This window comes from Massilia rubra (genome assembly GCF_011682065.1).
GTDB classification, from domain to species: Bacteria; Pseudomonadota; Gammaproteobacteria; order Burkholderiales; family Burkholderiaceae_D; genus Telluria_A; species Telluria_A rubra.
On sequence record NZ_VUYU01000015.1, the window covers coordinates 119031 to 134318 of the forward strand.

General features: G+C 64.2%; 15 protein-coding genes. 11 read left to right on the top strand and 4 right to left on the bottom strand.

The window, feature by feature from the left end; genetic code table 11:
* Positions 1-148 precede the first annotated feature (148 nt).
* Positions 149-697, top strand: coding sequence for a PRC-barrel domain-containing protein (locus F0185_RS21265; RefSeq protein WP_167227830.1), 549 nt, complete (start codon positions 149-151; stop codon positions 695-697).
* 160 nt (positions 698-857) lie between these two features.
* On the opposite strand, the gene hrpA is transcribed toward F0185_RS21265, so the two are convergent.
* A complete protein-coding gene (gene hrpA / locus F0185_RS21270; protein ID WP_167227832.1) occupies positions 858-5165 on the bottom strand; it encodes an ATP-dependent RNA helicase HrpA in 4308 nt (1435 codons plus the stop codon).
* 53 nt (positions 5166-5218) lie between these two features.
* On the opposite strand from hrpA, the gene argA reads away from it, so the two are divergent.
* Both argA and F0185_RS21280 read left to right on the top strand, forming a co-directional pair.
* Positions 5219-6529, top strand: a complete 1311-nt coding sequence (argA, locus tag F0185_RS21275; RefSeq protein WP_166895112.1) for an amino-acid N-acetyltransferase — start codon at positions 5219-5221, stop codon at positions 6527-6529.
* 35 nt (positions 6530-6564) lie between these two features.
* Complete coding sequence (locus tag F0185_RS21280; RefSeq protein ID WP_126074017.1) at positions 6565-6837, top strand: oxidative damage protection protein; 273 nt, start codon at positions 6565-6567, stop codon at positions 6835-6837.
* A 114-nt stretch (positions 6838-6951) separates the two neighbouring features.
* Here the strand turns inward: F0185_RS21280 and F0185_RS21285 are convergent, their stop codons facing one another.
* The gene (locus tag F0185_RS21285; RefSeq protein WP_167227834.1) at positions 6952-7293 is read right to left on the bottom strand and encodes a hypothetical protein; all 342 of its coding nucleotides are present in this window, start codon (positions 7291-7293) and stop codon (positions 6952-6954) included.
* 72 nt (positions 7294-7365) lie between these two features.
* Positions 7366-8043 (bottom strand): ribose-5-phosphate isomerase RpiA, encoded by a 678-nt coding sequence (gene rpiA, locus F0185_RS21290; RefSeq protein WP_166895114.1) that lies wholly within the window; start codon positions 8041-8043, stop codon positions 7366-7368.
* Between the two features lie 198 nt (positions 8044-8241).
* Here rpiA and F0185_RS21295 point away from each other — a divergent pair, with 198 nt between their 5' ends.
* From F0185_RS21295 to F0185_RS21305, 3 genes are read left to right on the top strand one after another with little or no spacing between them, the layout of a single operon-like run.
* Positions 8242-8607 carry a response regulator gene (locus F0185_RS21295; RefSeq protein ID WP_167227836.1) on the top strand — a complete coding sequence of 122 codons (366 nt, stop codon included), beginning with the start codon at positions 8242-8244 and terminating at the stop codon, positions 8605-8607.
* Positions 8608-8609: 2 nt separating this feature from the next.
* The gene (locus tag F0185_RS21300) at positions 8610-9230 is read left to right on the top strand and encodes a chemotaxis protein CheC (protein ID WP_167227838.1); all 621 of its coding nucleotides are present in this window, start codon (positions 8610-8612) and stop codon (positions 9228-9230) included.
* 1 nt (position 9231) lies between these two features.
* The gene (locus F0185_RS21305) at positions 9232-10197 is read left to right on the top strand and encodes a sensor domain-containing diguanylate cyclase (protein WP_229477122.1); all 966 of its coding nucleotides are present in this window, start codon (positions 9232-9234) and stop codon (positions 10195-10197) included.
* A gap of 202 nt (positions 10198-10399) precedes the next feature.
* Here F0185_RS21305 and F0185_RS21310 read toward each other — a convergent pair whose 3' ends face one another.
* The gene (locus F0185_RS21310; protein WP_167227840.1) at positions 10400-10867 is read right to left on the bottom strand and encodes an Lrp/AsnC family transcriptional regulator; all 468 of its coding nucleotides are present in this window, start codon (positions 10865-10867) and stop codon (positions 10400-10402) included.
* A gap of 128 nt (positions 10868-10995) precedes the next feature.
* Here F0185_RS21310 and F0185_RS21315 point away from each other — a divergent pair, with 128 nt between their 5' ends.
* The 5 genes from F0185_RS21315 to F0185_RS21335 are packed head-to-tail and all read left to right on the top strand — an operon-like array spanning position 10996 to position 15275.
* Entirely contained in the window at positions 10996-11268 is a 273-nt protein-coding gene (locus F0185_RS21315) for a hypothetical protein (RefSeq protein ID WP_167227842.1), read from the top strand.
* Positions 11269-11326: 58 nt separating this feature from the next.
* Positions 11327-12535, top strand: a complete 1209-nt coding sequence (locus tag F0185_RS21320) for an efflux RND transporter periplasmic adaptor subunit (protein WP_167227844.1) — start codon at positions 11327-11329, stop codon at positions 12533-12535.
* Positions 12535-13305 carry an ABC transporter ATP-binding protein gene (locus F0185_RS21325; protein WP_229477123.1) on the top strand — a complete coding sequence of 257 codons (771 nt, stop codon included), beginning with the start codon at positions 12535-12537 and terminating at the stop codon, positions 13303-13305. Before F0185_RS21320 ends, F0185_RS21325 begins: the two co-directional genes overlap by 1 nt.
* Complete coding sequence (locus tag F0185_RS21330) at positions 13302-14525, top strand: ABC transporter permease (RefSeq protein WP_229477124.1); 1224 nt, start codon at positions 13302-13304, stop codon at positions 14523-14525. Before F0185_RS21325 ends, F0185_RS21330 begins: the two co-directional genes overlap by 4 nt.
* A gap of 6 nt (positions 14526-14531) precedes the next feature.
* The gene (locus F0185_RS21335) at positions 14532-15275 is read left to right on the top strand and encodes a hypothetical protein (RefSeq protein ID WP_167227846.1); all 744 of its coding nucleotides are present in this window, start codon (positions 14532-14534) and stop codon (positions 15273-15275) included.
* Positions 15276-15288 lie beyond the last annotated feature (13 nt).

Sequence of the window (15288 nt, forward strand, 5' to 3'; positions counted from 1 at the left end):
GATGAACAAAAAAGCAACATTGGCGGACGTGGCGCGCGCCCGGCACCATTGAGCCAGATCAAAGAACGGCTTGCGCGAAAACCTAGTCTGTTTGCATAAGGTCCGCAATCGGCGCGGTCCGCACACCCAACAACCCCAGGAGAACGACATGAACTACACAGAGCGCGACAAATACGGCATGTACAAAGGCAGCGCCGGCCCCGGCCCGGCCCTGATGGGCGCCGACACCCTGATCGGCGACAACGTGGTCAATTCCCAGCAGGACGACCTGGGAGAAATCAAGGAAATCATGCTCGACATGCGCAGCGGGCAAGTCGCCTACGCGGTGCTGGCCTTCGGCGGCATGCTGGGACTGGGCGAAAAACTGTTCGCGGTGCCGTGGCAGGCACTGCACCTCGATACGGTCAGCAAGCGTTTCGTGCTCAATGTGGAAAAAGAGCGCCTGAAAAACGCCCCTGGCTTCGACCCGGACGCCTGGCCGGACATGAGCGACATCGGCTGGGCCAACCAGGTGCATGGGTTCTACGGCACCGACGCCAGCGGCGGCATGGGCGCGGGGGCGCAAGCGGGCATGGGCGGCATGGGCGCGGGGGCGCAAGCGGGCATGGGCGGCAGCGGCGCAGCGACGAGCGGCATGGGTGGTGGCACTGCGGGAACAAGCGGCGCGGGCACGAGCGGCATGGGCGCCGGACTATGAAGCATGCTTGACGAGTAGCGCTGGAGGGCGCAGCGCCGGTGCAACTGACCAGTGCAACTGGCCTGCGCGCACCCGCGTCACGCGCACGAATAAGCCAAGGCGCTGGCAGGTGGCGCCCTTGGCTATCCGTGCGCGTGACGTCGGTGCGCCTGCGCCAGCATCAGCGCTGCATCGACTCCCACACCTTCTGCAGGCGCTTGGCCGAGACCGGCATTGGCGTGCGCAATTCCTGGGCATACAGCGACACGCGCAGTTCTTCGAGCATCCAGCGGAACTCCACCATCTTCGGATCGGTGTTCTTCCCCGCCAGGCGGTCGCGTGCGGCGCGCATGAAGTGGCTGGCGGACTGGGTCCACTCGGCCATCAGCTTGGCGTCGCGCGCGGGATCGGCACGCAGCTTCTCCAGCCGCACATTGATCGCCTTCAGGTAGCGCGGAAAATGCGCCAGCTGCGTGTAATCGTTGTCGATCAGGAAGCGCTTGTGCACCAGCCCCTGCAACTGCGACTGCATGTCGGCCGCGGCCTGCGCCTGCACGCCCTGCAGCTTCTTGGGCAAGCCATGGAACTCGGTCAGCACCTGCGACACCAGCCGTGCAATCTCGTTCACCAGCAAGGTCAGGCGTGATTTACCCTCATCCTTGCGCTTGTTGAACGAGGCCGCGTCGGTCGGCAGCGGATCTTGCAGGCAGGCGATGTCGATCGCCTTCTGGATGATCTGGTCGCGCAACTCTTCCTGCGAACCCATGGCCATGAACTGCATGCCCATCTGCTGCAATCCGGGAATATTCTTCTCGACAAACTTGATCTGCTCCTTGAACTGCAGCGCAAACAGGCGGCGCAGGCCGATCCGGTGAGTGGCCGTGGCCACGGTCGGGTCGTCGAACACTTCCAGGTCGCAGTGGGTCTGCTTGTCGACCAGCGCCGGAAAGCCGATCAGGGTCAGCTTGCCCTGCACGATCTCGAGCAGCTCCGGCAGTTCGCCGAAGGTCCACGAAGTCAGGCCGGTATGCTGGCTGACCTTGGGCGCGTTCGGCTGCGTGCCCGGGTCCGCGCTCTTCGATGACGCCGCCGAGCTCGTCGCCGTCGCCTGCACCTTGCCCGGCGCGGCCGGAATCGACACTTCCGCCAGCTTCTGGAAGCTCTGGCGCGCCTGCCCGCCGAATTCGGCCTGCAGGGTGGCCAGGTTGCGTCCCATGTCGAGCTGGCGTCCATGCTCGTCGATCACCTTGAAGTTCATGAAGTGATGCGCCGGCAAGGTTTCGGGCTTGAAGTCAGTGGTCAAGACCATCAGGCTCGTTTGCGAACGGATGTCGGCGATGATCGCGTCGATCAGGTCGCCACGCCCGAACTTGCCCGCCTCGTGCACGCGCTCGCAAAAGCGCGCCGCGAAATCGGGCAGCGGCACGCAATGGCGGCGCAACTTCTGCGGCAGCGATTTGAGAAGCAGATGCACTTTTTCCTTCAGCATGCCCGGCACCAGCCAGTCGGCGCGCTCGCGCGGCAACTGGTTGAGCGCGAACAGCGGCACCGCCAGGGTGACGCCATCGCGCAGGCTGCCCGGCTCGAAGTGGTAGGTCAGTTGCATCTCGATGCCGGTCACCGACATCGCCTTCGGGAACAACTCGGTGGTCACGCCGGCCGCCTCGTGCCGCATCAACTCGTCGCGGTTCAGGAACAACAGCTTCGGTTCCTTGAAGGTGGCGTCCTTGTGCCACTTCTCGAAACCGGCACCGTTGACCACATCCGTCGGAATGAGCTTGTCGTAGAAGGCGGCGATCAGGTGGTCGTCCACCAGCACGTCGAGACGGCGCGACTTGTGCTCGAGGTTTTCGATCTCTTTCACCAGCTTGTGGTTATGCGCGAAGAACGGCGCGCGTGTGTCGTAGTCGCCCGCCACCAGCGCATCGCGGATGAAAATCTCGCGCGCTTCGGCCGGGTTGAACTGGCCGTAGTTGATGCGGCGCTGGCTGTAGATCACCAACCCGTGCAAGGTCGCGCGTTCGGACGCGGTGACCTGCGCGGCGCGCTTTTCCCAGCGCGGCTCGCCCCAGGATTTTTTCAGCAGGTGGCTGCCCACCCGCTCGATCCACTCCGGCGCGATGTTGGCCACGCAGCGCGCGTACAGGCGCGTGGTCTCCACCAGTTCGGCCGCCATGATCCACTTGCCCGGTTTTTTGAGCAGCGAAGAACCCGGCCACACGTGATACTTGATGCCGCGCGCGCCCAGGTAGCCGGCGCCCGGTTCGTCCTCGGACTTGAAGCCGATGTTCCCCAACAGGCCAGTGAGCAGCGCCGTATGCAGGTTTTCGTACGTGGCCGGCAGCTCGTTCATGCGCCAGCCCTGCTCCTTGACGATGGTGAGCAACTGCGAATGCACGTCGCGCCATTCGCGCAGGCGCACCTGCGACAGGAAATTGGTGCGGCAGGTTTCCATCAACTGGCGGTTGGTTTTCTTGTGCTCGATGGCCGCCTCGAACCACGTCCAGATCTTGATATACGTGAGGAATTCGGACTTCTCGTCGGCGAACTTCTTGTGCGCCTCGTCGGCCGCCTGCTGGTGCTCCATCGGCCGGTCGCGCGGGTCCTGCACCGACAGCGCGGAAGCGATAATCAGCATCTCGGTCAGGCAGGCGTTTTCCAGCGCGGCCAGGATCATGCGCCCGACCCTCGGATCGAGCGGCAGCTTGGCCAGCTTGTGGCCCAACGGGGTCAGGTCGTTCGACTCGTCGACCGCGCCCACTTCCTGCAGCAGCTGGTAACCGTCGGCGATGGCGCGGCCCTGCGGCGGCTCGATGAACGGGAACGTCTCCACATCGGTCAGGTGCAGGGACTTCATGCGCAGGATGACCGCCGCCAGCGACGAGCGCAGGATTTCCGGCTCGGTGAACTTGGGGCGCTGCAGGTAATCGTTTTCTTCGTACAGGCGAATGCAGACGCCGTCGGCCACGCGGCCGCAGCGGCCGGCGCGCTGGTTGGCGGCCGACTGCGCGATCGGCTCGACCTGCAACTGCTCGACCTTGTTGCGGAAGCTGTAGCGCTTCACGCGCGCCAGGCCCGCGTCGACCACGTAGCGGATGCCAGGCACCGTCAGCGAGGTTTCGGCCACGTTGGTGGCCAACACGATGCGGCGCGCATTGGTGATCTTGAAGACCTTCTCCTGCTCTTCGACCGACAGGCGGGCGAACAGCGGCAGGATCTCGACGTGCGGCGGATGATGCTTGCGCAGGGCCTCGGCGCAATCGCGGATTTCGCGCTCGCCCGGCAGGAACACCAGCACGTCGCCCGAACCGAGGCGGCACAATTCGTCGACGCCGTCGACCACCGCATCCATCAGGTCGCGCTTGTCGCGCGCGGCCTGCGCCTTGGGCATCGGCTTGCCCGCCGCGGGGGGCGGCGTCGCCGTCACCGGATCGCGGTCGACCGGGCGATAGCGCACCTCCACCTTGTACAGGCGGCCCGAGACCTCGATCACCGGCGCGAGCTTGTCGCCGTTGGCGAAGTGGCGCGCGAAGCGGTCGGCGTCGATGGTGGCCGACGTGATGATCACTTTCAGGTCCGGACGGCGCGGCAGCAACTGCTTCAGGTAACCGAGCAGGAAATCGATGTTCAGGCTGCGCTCGTGCGCTTCATCGATGATGATGGTGTCGTAGTTTTTGAGCAGCGGATCGGTCTGGGTTTCGGCCAGCAGGATCCCGTCCGTCATCAGCTTGACCGAGGCGCCCGGTTGCAGGGTGTCGGTAAAGCGCACCTTGAAGCCCACGTGCACGCCCAGCGGCGTGCCCAGTTCCTGCGCGATGCGCTTGGCGGTGGACGAGGCGGCGATCCGGCGCGGCTGCGTGTGGCCGATCAGGCCTTTCTGGCCGCGTCCCAGCTCCAGGCAAATCTTGGGCAGCTGGGTAGTCTTGCCGGAGCCGGTTTCGCCGGAGACGATGATGACCTGGTTTTCCAGCAGCGCCTTGGCGATATCCTGGCGGCGCCCGGAAACCGGCAAATCCTCGGGAAAGGTAATCGGCGGCAGCGGCGTGCGCAACACCTCGCGCGGCGCGCGTGCGGCACGTTCGCCCGGGGCACGAACGCCCGGGGCACGAACGCCGGCTGGTTCACCTTCGCGCGGGGGACGGGGAGCGCGCGCCGGACGTTCGCCGGCTGGCTGCCCCTCACGCGGCGCACGTTCACCCGGGGCACGAACGCCGGCTGGCTGGCCTTCCCGTGGTGGACGCGGCGTGCGCGCCGGGTGTTCAGCGGCTGGCGGGCCTTCGCGCGGCGGACGTGGCGCGCGCGCCTGTCGTTCACCGGCCGGCTGCCCCTCGCGCGGGGCGCGAACGCCGTCCGCCTGCCCTTCCCGTGGCGGGCGCGGCGTGCGCGGTTGGTCCGCACGCGCGGCGGATGGACCCTCCTCGCTGGCATTGCGGGGCGTGGCGACGGGTGGCGACGGCGGTGTGGAAGGCTTGTTACTCTGTTCTGACATTGTTTTTACATGAATTTAGCGCGCAAGTCGCGCAGCGAATTATAATGCGCCAAATGGAAACTCCTAACCAATTCGTCCAATGGCTGCGCTCAGTCGCGCCGTACATCCACGCGTTCCGTGGCAAGACCTTCGTGGTCGCCTTTCCAGGTGAACTCGTCACCGCCGGCGCGCTGCCGGTGCTGGCCCAGGACCTGTCGCTGCTGGTCGCCCTCGATATCCGGGTGGTGATCGTGCACGGCTCGCGTCCCCAGGTCGCCGAGCAGCTCGCGCTGAGGAACGTGGAAGGCCGTTTTCACAACGGCATCCGCATCACCGACACCGCCGCCCTCGAATGCGCCAAAGAAGCGGCCGGCGAACTGCGGCTCGATATCGAAGCCGCCTTCAGCCAGGGTTTGCCCAACACGCCGATGGCGCACGCCGCCATCCGCATCATCTCAGGTAACTTCGTCACCGCGCGCCCGCTTGGCGTGATCGACGGCGTCGACCTCGAACTGACCGGCATGCCGCGCAAGATCGCCGCCGAGACCATCCACGCGATCCTGGCCACCGACAGCCCGGTGCTGCTCTCGCCGCTGGGTTTTTCGCCGACCGGCGAAGCGTTCAACCTGACCATGGAAGACGTGGCCGTGTCGGCCGCGATCGCCCTGCACGCCGACAAACTGGTGTTCATCACCGAAACGCCGATGATGCTGGATGAAGGCGGCGCCGAAATCCGCGAACTGTCGTCGCACCAGGCCGAAGCCGTGCTGCAAGCGGGCTTTTTGCCGGCCGACGCCGCGTTCTACCTGCAGCACGCCATCAAGGCCTGCAACAGCGGCGTGCCGCGCGCCCACATCGTGCCGTTCGAGATGGACGGCTCGGCCCTGCTCGAACTGTTCACCCACGATGGCGTGGGCACCATGATCAGTCACGAGAACCTGGAAAGCCTGCGCCGCGCCACCATCGAAGACGTGGGCGGCATCATCAAGCTGATCGAGCCCCTGGAAGCGGACGGCACCCTGGTCAAGCGCGGGCGCGAACTGATCGAACGCGAAATCGACCAGTTCTCGGTCATCGAGCACGATGGCGTGATCTTCGGCTGCGCCGCCCTGTACCCGTTCCCGGAATCGAAAATGGGCGAGATGGCCTGCCTGACGGTCAACCCGGACGTGCAAACCCAGGGCGACGGCGAGCGCATTCTCAAGCACGTGGAAAACCGCGCCCGCGCGGCTGGCCTCAAGCAACTGTTCGTGCTCACCACGCGCACCTCGCACTGGTTCCAGAAGCGCGGCTTCAAGCCGGCCACGGTCGATGCGCTGCCCAAGGACCGCCAGCATATGTATAACTGGCAGCGCAAATCCCAAGTGCTGATTAAGTCTCTATAATCACGCCTTTACACATATCCGCTTGAGGAGTACACATGGCCCGCACCGTCCATTGCGTCAAATTGAACAAGGAAGCCGAAGGACTCGACTTTCCACCTTACCCGGGCGAGCTGGGCAAGAAAATCTGGGAAACGGTCTCGAAAGAAGCCTGGGCCGCCTGGCTCAAGCACCAGACCATGCTGGTCAATGAAAACCGCCTGAACCTGGCCGACCAGCGCGCGCGCAAATACCTGGCCACGCAGATGGAAAAACACTTCTTCGGCGACGGCGCCGACGCAGCCCAAGGCTACGTGCCACCGGCTGACTGACACCCCAACCGGCCCAACCGGTGCCAGGTCTGACATTCGGACACGGGCTCATCCGCCTTGCGGATGAGCCCGTGTCCGAATGTCAGACCTGGCACCGGTGTTTACCCCCCGCGTTTAAATCGCTCTACACTGACGCAATTCGCACTTGGCCTGGTAAATGGTGCGGTTATCGCACACCATGCGGTACACCTCGACCGGACCCGGCGGCGTCATCAGGCCGGCCCCAACGCCGCCCGTGCAACCTTGTTTCTTGGCCATATTTTCCACCGTCACCGATGAAATGCCCGGACGGAACGCGACATGCGCGATCGGCTGGCCCTTGGCGTCAAGCGCCGGCGCTTGCACCGTGGCGACTTTCACCGGCGCTTGCCGCACCGCGACTTTTTTCTTCCCGACCGACGAACAGCCACCCAGCACCACCGCCACACACGTCACCGCCAAAAGCAATCGCTTCATGTTATCCCCATCGTTGAACTTCTTTAAATGCATGTTTGATCGATGTCTTGCCGCATCGATGTCGTGTAACGATTAAAACGTCAGCGTCTTCACGCCTTCGCTTGTTCCCAGCAGGCACACATCGGCCCCGCGCTGGGCAAACAGGCCGACGGCGATCACGCCAACGATCTGGTTGATTTCTTGCTCCAGCGCCAGCGGAGCGGTGATCGACAGCCCCGCCACGTCGATAATCTCGCCGCCGTTATCGGTGATGAACGCTTGCTCGCTGCCCGCCTTGAGGCGCAGGCGCGGCTGGCCGCCCAGGGCCGCCAGGCGCCGCATCACGGCCGCGCGCGCCATCGGCAGCACTTCGACCGGCAGCGCAAAGGCGCCCATGGTCTGCACCAGCTTGGAGCCGTCGGCGATGCAGACGAACTGGCGCGAGACGGAGGCGACGATTTTCTCGCGCGTCAGGGCCGCCCCGCCGCCCTTGATCATGGCGCCGCTGGCGGTGATTTCGTCGGCGCCGTCGATGTAGACGGCAATCTCGGTCACGTCGTTCAGGTCGTACACGGCAATGCCGTGCCCGCGCAGGCGCGCCGCGGTCGCTTCGGACGAGGCCACGGTCCCCTTGATGCGGTCCTTGATGGTGGCCAGCTCATCGATGAAGAAATTGGCGGTGGAGCCCGTGCCGACGCCGATGATGGCGCCGTCAACCACGTAGGCAATCGCGGCGCGCGCCACGGCTTGTTTCAATTCGTCTTGAGTCATGTCAAAAATTAGGGGAGAAAATGGAAGAATGCCCTTATTTTAACGGATCACACCCCGCCAATACACCTTTCCTGCCCCTTTTTGTTGCCATGTCGCATGAACGTCACCCCGTCGGTGGCACGGCTGCCCCGTTTTACCTATACGGCGTGGGAAACTATGCGAAAATGCCTCGATGCATAGATTCTCTGGGAAAGTGACATGAACGAAACGAAAACGGTCCTCGTCATCGATGACAGTCGGGTATCGCGGCTGATGGCCCGCCAATTCATCCTCAGCAAGCAGCCCGGCTGGCAGGTGGAAGAGGCCGGCACCGGCGAAGAAGGCATCGAGAAGGTCAAGACGCTCACGCCCGTGCTGATCCTGATCGACGTGAACATGCCCGGCATGGGCGGCCTGGCCGCCGCCGAGCACCTGCGTGCGGCTTGCCCGGACGCCCATATTTCCCTGTGTACCGCCAATGTCCAGAACGCCACCCGCAACCGCGCCAACGAACTGGGCATCGGTTTCCTGGAAAAGCCCATCACCGAAGCGCGCATCCATGCCCTGATCGGCGCCCTGGAGTGAACATGTTCAATCTCAGCGAACTGCAGCACGATGCGCTGGTCGAAATCTTCAACATCGGCGTCGGCCACGCGGCCAAGTCGATGAGCGAGATCGTCAATGAAGAAGTGACGATGTCGGTGCCGTCGATCAGCTTCCTGAACCGTGCGGACGCCGCTGAGATGCTTGGCAACAAGGAAAGCGCCCGTGTGTGCGGCGTGAGCCAGCATTACGAAGGCGCGTTCAAGACCGAAGCGATCCTCATGTTCCCCGAGGACAAAAGCCTCGACATCGTGCGCCTGATGGTGGGCGAGTCGGTGCCGCTCAAGGAATTGACGGAGATGGAGCAGGAAGCGCTGAGCGAAATCGGCAATATCATCCTCAATTCCTGCGTCGGCACCCTGGCCAATATTTTCGCGCAGGAACTGAGCGGCTCCCTGCCCGAATACCATGTCGGCACCAGCGAAGAGATCCTGAGCGCCACCGGCGGCCAGGGCGACACCGTGGTGCTGATGCTGCATATCGATTTCATCCTCGAAAAACACCAGATCCACGGCTATGTGGCCTTCATCCTCGACCTGACCGCGCTGCAAGACCTGCAAGACCAGGTCGACCTCTACCTTGCCAAGATCATGGGTCCGGCCTGACATGGCCCACGCCGCGGCACCCGGCCAGGGCATGCTCGAAAGCGTGCTGGGCGCGATCAATCTCGGCACCATCGTGCTCGACCACGCGGGCCGGGTGGTGGTGTGGAACCGCTGGATGAGCCAGTATTCCGACTTGCCAGCCGACAGCGTGGTGGGGCAGGATTTTTTCCTGCTGTTCCCCGAGCTCACCGGCAAGCGCATCGACAGCGCGGTGCGCCAGGCCTTGCGCGACAATTTTCCATCGGTGTTGTCGCAGACCTTGCACAAGGCGCCATTCGGGCTGTACGTCAATGCCGCCGCGCGCGCCACGGGCGAGCGCATGCAGCAAGCGGTGGCCGTCACGCCGCTCGACGTGCCGGGGCTGGCGCGCCATTGCCTGATCCAGATTACCGATGTGAGCGTGGCGGTTCACCGCGAACGCTTGCTGCGCGACCAGGCGCTCGAGTTGCGCTCGCAAACCTTTTCGGATGGCTTGACCGGGATTGCCAACCGCCGCCATTTCGATGTGGCAATGGAAAAGGAAATGCGCCGCGCCAAGCGTTCGGGCACGCCGCTGTCCTTGTTGATGATCGATATCGATTCGTTCAAGCCCTACAACGACCATTACGGCCACCAGCAGGGGGATGACACCTTGATCAAGGTGGCGCACGCGCTGGCGGCCATGCTGCAGCGCCCGGCGGACCTGATCGCGCGCTATGGCGGGGAAGAGTTTGCCGTGATCTTGCCCGAGATGACGCCCGAACACAGCCAGGTGCTGGCCGAGAAGATGCGTGAGCGCATTGCCGACTTGGGGATTCCGCATGCCAAGGCCGAGCTGACCGGGTATGTCACGGTGAGCATTGGCCTGGCGACGCACGCGCTCGAGCATCCGAGCGATATTGCCGTGTTGCTGGGCGAAGCCGACCGGGCGCTGTACATGGCCAAAGGCGCCGGACGGAATCGGGTGGTGAGGTTTAGTGCGGTGTAGGCATCAAGATCTCGTCGTTCCCGCCGCTGACTCCGTCGTTCCCGCCGCTGACTCCGTCGTTCCCGCCGCTGACTCCGTCGTTCCCGCCGCTGACTCCGTCGTTCCCGCGCAGGCGGGAACCCAAGTTCGTGCAGCAGCCACTGGCAGCTCAAAAAACTTGGGTTCCCGCCAAGGGGGCCGCCGAGGCCGGGAACGACGAGCTCTACGGCTCCGGCGAATGACTGCGCTTTAACACCCGCAACACAAACGTCGACCTGCTGTGCCGCAAGCCCGGCAGTTTGTACAACCTGCGCCGTAAAAACTCTTCATACCCCGCCGTCCCCGCCACCGCCACCTTGATCAGGTAATCGTACTCCCCGGTCAATAAATACGCCTCCAGCACCTCCGGCATGTCGGCCAGCGCCTGCCCGAAGCGTTCGAAGGTATCGTCGTCATGCCGGTCCAGGGTCACCTCGATCATCACCGTATCGGGCACGCCCAGCGCCTGCTGGTTCAGCAGCACCGTATAGCCCTCGATCACCCCGGCCTCCTCCATCTGGCGCACCCGGTTCCAGCACGGCGAGGCCGACAGCCCGATGCGCTCGGCCAACTGGGTATTCGAGATGCGCCCGTCGCGGCGCAGCTCGCGCAAGATTTTGCGGTCAATCTCGTCAAGTTCGGCAGCATTCATGGCTTTTCACCCCTTCAAGGAAGAATTTCCACGATACCACATCTTTAGCAGAAGATTCTTCCACCAACATCGAAACCAGCGCCCACTTCGAAAGCCTATTCCGCCGCCCCCGGGATATCCTTTCAGGCATGAACGATAGCCACCTGCCCCTCCACTTTTCCGTCCCCAAGGCGGCCACCCTGGACACCCTCGAAGCGGTGCTGGCCATCGCCCGCCGGGGCGGCCTGCACCTGGCCGCGCTCGAACTCGACAGCAGCGCCGCCGACGACGTCGTCTTCCTCCAGCTGCGCGCCATCGACCCCGGCCTGCTCGACCTGTTCATGACGCGCCTGCGCAACGTGATCGAGATCATCGATATTTTCCCCGTCCACGAAAAAGTTGCACGTATGCATGTTGCTTAATTAGCATAAATGGCGGACACTACAACGTCGCGCAGCCGCGCCAGCCTTGTCGAAGCCCATGTCCCTATTCACCCGGAAACGCGTAGCCATCCTGATCGCCGTGATCGCCGCCGGCGTCGCCGGCGCCGCCTGGCTGCAATCGAAAAAACCGCCCGTGATCCCGGAGTCGCGCTACCGCTCGGCGCTGGTCGACACCGGCACCATCACCCAGACCGTCACGGCCACCGGCACCATCAACCCGGTGGCGCTGATCAATGTCGGCTCGCAAGTGTCGGGCACCGTGGTCGAGCTCAAGGCCGACTTCAACGACCACGTGAAAAAGGGCCAGGTGCTATTGAAACTCGACCCGACCATCTTCAACGCCCAGATCCGCCAGGTCGAAGCCGGCCTCGCCTCGGCCGAAGCGTCGATGCGCCTGGCGCAAGCGAACTTCGAGCGCAACGAACAGCTGGTGGCGCAAAATTACGTGTCCAGCCTGACCCTGGACCAGGCGCGCCGCGAGCTCGACGTGGCCAAGGCCAATATCAAGCTGTCCCAGGCGCAACTGGCGCGCGCCCAGGCCGACCTTGACAACAGCGTGATCCGCGCCCCCATCGACGGCGTGATCATCAAGCGCACCATCGACCTGGGCCAGACCGTGGCGGCCTCCTTCACCACGCCGAATTTGTTCCAGATCGCCAAGGACCTGACCAAGATGCAGATCGACACCAGCGTCTCGGAAGCCGACGTGGGCGCGCTGAAAGATGGCCAGCCGGCCCACTTTGTCGTCGACGCCTACCCCGACCGCGAATTCGCGGCCAGCATGCGCCAGTTCCGGCTGGCGGCGAACGTGGTGCAGAACGTGGTCACCTACAACGTCGTGCTCGACGTCGAAAACAAGGAAGAATTGCTCAAACCGGGCATGACGGCCCAGGTGCGCCTGGTGGTCGGCAACCGTCCCAACGTGCTGCGCATTCCCACCGCCGCCCTGCGCTTTCGCCTCAGCGACGAGGAAGTGGAAAAGGAACAGAAAAAACAAAAGGCCAGCGGCAAAACCCCGGCTGCGGTGCCGCCACCCGCCGAGGAAGACGACATCGCCTTTCGCAGCAAGAGCGAAACGGCGCGCATCTTCAAGGTCTACAAGCTCGACGAGAAGAACGAGGCCAGGCCGGTCGACATCAAGATCGGCCTGTCCAACTTCCGCTACACCGAAGTGCTGTCGGGCGGCCTGAAACAGGGCGATAAGGTCATTACGCGCGCCAACGCCGCCGCCAAGAGCGACTTCTGATGCCGGCGCCAGGGACAGCGACGCCGCTGATCGATATCCGCCAGGTCACGAAAAGCTATTTTTCGGGCAGCATGGAAACCCAAGTGCTGTTCGGCATCGACCTGTTGGTGCCGCGCGGCGACTTCCTGGCCGTGATGGGGCAATCCGGCTCGGGCAAGTCGACCCTGATGAATATTTTCGGCTGCCTGGACCAAGCTACCGGCGGCACCTACCTGCTCAACGGCATCGACACGCTCACCCTGTCGCGCGCCGAACTGGCGACCGTGCGCAACCGGACCATCGGCTTCGTGTTCCAGAGCTTTAACCTGATCAAGCGCATGAGCGTGGCCGAAAACGTGGCCTTGCCGCTGATCTACGCCGGGGTGGCGCGCGCCAAAGCCCATGCCAAGGCCCTGGTCGAACTGGAACGGGTGGGCCTGGCCGATTACGCCAAACGCACGCCGAATCAATTGTCCGGCGGCCAGCAACAACGGGTGGCGATCGCCCGCGCCCTGGTGGGCGACCCGCCGCTGATCCTGGCCGACGAGCCGACCGGCAACCTCGATACGCAGACCAGCGTCGAGATCATGCGTTCCTTCCAGCAACTCAACAGCGAACGCGGCATCACGATCCTGCTGGTCACGCACGAGAGCGACATCGCCGCCTACAGCAAGCGCTTGATGCGCCTGAAAGACGGGCGCGTGCTGTACGACGGCCCCGCCGCCGAGGGCTTGCGCGAACTGGCGCTGAGCCACGAGCAGCAGGCGCTGGCGCACGGAGACGCCGCATGAACTTCTTCCAGGTCGTGATCGAAGCGTTCCGTTCGATGAGCGCGAACCGCCTGCGCACCGCGCTGACCATGCTCGGCATCATCATCGGGATCACTTCGGTGGTGCTGCTGCTGGCCCTGGGCGACAGCATGCAGCGCTTCATCGGCAAGGAACTCGAAGCGCTGGGCACCAACATGCTGTTCATTTCGCCGGGCGGCAACCGCGCTGCGGCCCAGCGCATGCGCACCGGCGCCGCTCCCGCCCTGACCCTGGCCGATGCGGCCGCCCTGAATACCCTACCGAGCCTGGCCGGCGCCGCACCGGCCTTGCAAGGCGGCTTCAAGCTTGCAGTCGGCAACGAAACCTCGTCCAGCAGCGTGAGCGGCGTGACGCCTGCGATGTTCAAGATCCGCAACTGGAAGATGGAGCTCGGCAGCGTGTTCAGCGAAGCCGACGTGCGCGCCGCCTCGCGCAGCGTGATCATCGGACACAAGGTGGCCGACCAGTTCTTCTACAAAATGGACCCGCTGGGCAAATATATCCGCATCGAAAACGTCGCCTTCCAGGTCGTTGGCGTGCTGCACGGCGAAGGCAAGCAGATCGACGGGCCGGATTTGTCGGAACTGGTGCTGGTGCCGATCACCGCCGCCCGCGCCCACCTGATCCGCAACCCCTTCCCCGACAATGTGCATTACGTCGTGGCGCAGGGCAAGTCGGACGGCAACTTGCAGGATGCCATCGAAGACATCAATGAAACCTTGCGCGACCGCCATCACATCAAGTTCGAAGAGCCGGACGACTTCCGCATCGACAACCTGGCCTCGTTTGCCGAGACCGCCGGCAAGATCAGCGCCGGCATTGCCGCCCTGCTCGGCCTGATCGGCGCGATCTCGCTGGTGGTGGGCGGGATCGGCATCATGAACATCATGCTGGTGTCGGTGACCGAGCGCACGCGCGAGATCGGCATCCGCATGGCCATCGGCGCCAAGCCGCGCGATGTGCTGCTGCAATTCCTGACCGAAGCCGTGGTGATTTGCCTTGCCGGCGGCGTGCTCGGCATTGCCATTGCCATGGGCCTGGCGGCGGCGATCACGGCCACCGGCAAGTTCGATGTCGTCATCAGCCTGTCGGCGGTGATCGTGGCCTGCGGCTTTTCCAGCCTGGTGGGTGTGTTCTTCGGTTTTTACCCGGCGCGGCGCGCCTCGCGCCTGTTGCCGGTCGATTGTTTACGTTACGAATAGACTTTGATGACATTGCCATTACTGATTGCCATGCTGCTGGCCGCCGGCGCCGCTTCCGCCCAGGAAGCCGGGGCGGCCAAGGAAGCCGACGCGGCGAAGGAGGTCGGGACGGTGCAGGTCAACGCCCTGCGCGACCCGGATTTCAAGACTTACCGCGCGTTTGTTGCCGGGCTCGACGCGTTCGATGCGAAGCACACGCTGGCGCCGGCAGCGGCCCTGCGCTTCCTGCTACGCCCGAGCACGCCGAACGCCAGCATCGAGGGCGTGACCATCCGTATCGCCGGCAACGAGACCAATATGGCGGTGCCGCTGGCTGCCGACGGCACGTTTGCCATGCCGCGCAACCAGGCGGCGCTGGACGAGGAAGCCGAAGTGCTCCTCAACCGCAAGAAAGGCAGCTTCCGCTGGCGCCCTTCCGTGCATACGCCCGAGGTGCCGGCCAACGCGCGCCGGCTGGGCGACCTGCGGCTCGAATGCGAGGTGCGCTGGGCGGTGGACCGCAAGGACATGGGCTTCGCCAAGCGCACCATCATCAGCGCGTTCGGGGGGCCGTGCCGGACGGCGCGCGTGCATGTCTTGCAACTGGCGCCGCGCGCGCTGGCCGGGTATCGCATGGTGGCGGGGGAACGCAGCGAAACGGCGCCGGCCGACGCGGTGAGGGAGGACCGGACGACGTATATGGTGCCGCTGCATGATGCAAGCTGGCCGGATGAGGCGCTGGTGGAGTTTGAGTTCGTCGACCAGAAATAGTTTCTGGAGGGAT

Coding starts and splice junctions, on each gene's coding strand:
- F0185_RS21265 (WP_167227830.1), top strand. CDS start 149: ATGAACTACACAGAGCGCGACAAATACGGCATGTACAAAGGCAGCGCC.
- hrpA (WP_167227832.1), bottom strand. CDS start 5,165: ATGTCAGAACAGAGTAACAAGCCTTCCACACCGCCGTCGCCACCCGTC.
- argA (WP_166895112.1), top strand. CDS start 5,219: ATGGAAACTCCTAACCAATTCGTCCAATGGCTGCGCTCAGTCGCGCCG.
- F0185_RS21280 (WP_126074017.1), top strand. CDS start 6,565: ATGGCCCGCACCGTCCATTGCGTCAAATTGAACAAGGAAGCCGAAGGA.
- F0185_RS21285 (WP_167227834.1), bottom strand. CDS start 7,293: ATGAAGCGATTGCTTTTGGCGGTGACGTGTGTGGCGGTGGTGCTGGGT.
- rpiA (WP_166895114.1), bottom strand. CDS start 8,043: ATGACTCAAGACGAATTGAAACAAGCCGTGGCGCGCGCCGCGATTGCC.
- F0185_RS21295 (WP_167227836.1), top strand. CDS start 8,242: ATGAACGAAACGAAAACGGTCCTCGTCATCGATGACAGTCGGGTATCG.
- F0185_RS21300 (WP_167227838.1), top strand. CDS start 8,610: ATGTTCAATCTCAGCGAACTGCAGCACGATGCGCTGGTCGAAATCTTC.
- F0185_RS21305 (WP_229477122.1), top strand. CDS start 9,232: ATGGCCCACGCCGCGGCACCCGGCCAGGGCATGCTCGAAAGCGTGCTG.
- F0185_RS21310 (WP_167227840.1), bottom strand. CDS start 10,867: ATGAATGCTGCCGAACTTGACGAGATTGACCGCAAAATCTTGCGCGAG.
- F0185_RS21315 (WP_167227842.1), top strand. CDS start 10,996: ATGAACGATAGCCACCTGCCCCTCCACTTTTCCGTCCCCAAGGCGGCC.
- F0185_RS21320 (WP_167227844.1), top strand. CDS start 11,327: ATGTCCCTATTCACCCGGAAACGCGTAGCCATCCTGATCGCCGTGATC.
- F0185_RS21325 (WP_229477123.1), top strand. CDS start 12,535: ATGCCGGCGCCAGGGACAGCGACGCCGCTGATCGATATCCGCCAGGTC.
- F0185_RS21330 (WP_229477124.1), top strand. CDS start 13,302: ATGAACTTCTTCCAGGTCGTGATCGAAGCGTTCCGTTCGATGAGCGCG.
- F0185_RS21335 (WP_167227846.1), top strand. CDS start 14,532: ATGACATTGCCATTACTGATTGCCATGCTGCTGGCCGCCGGCGCCGCT.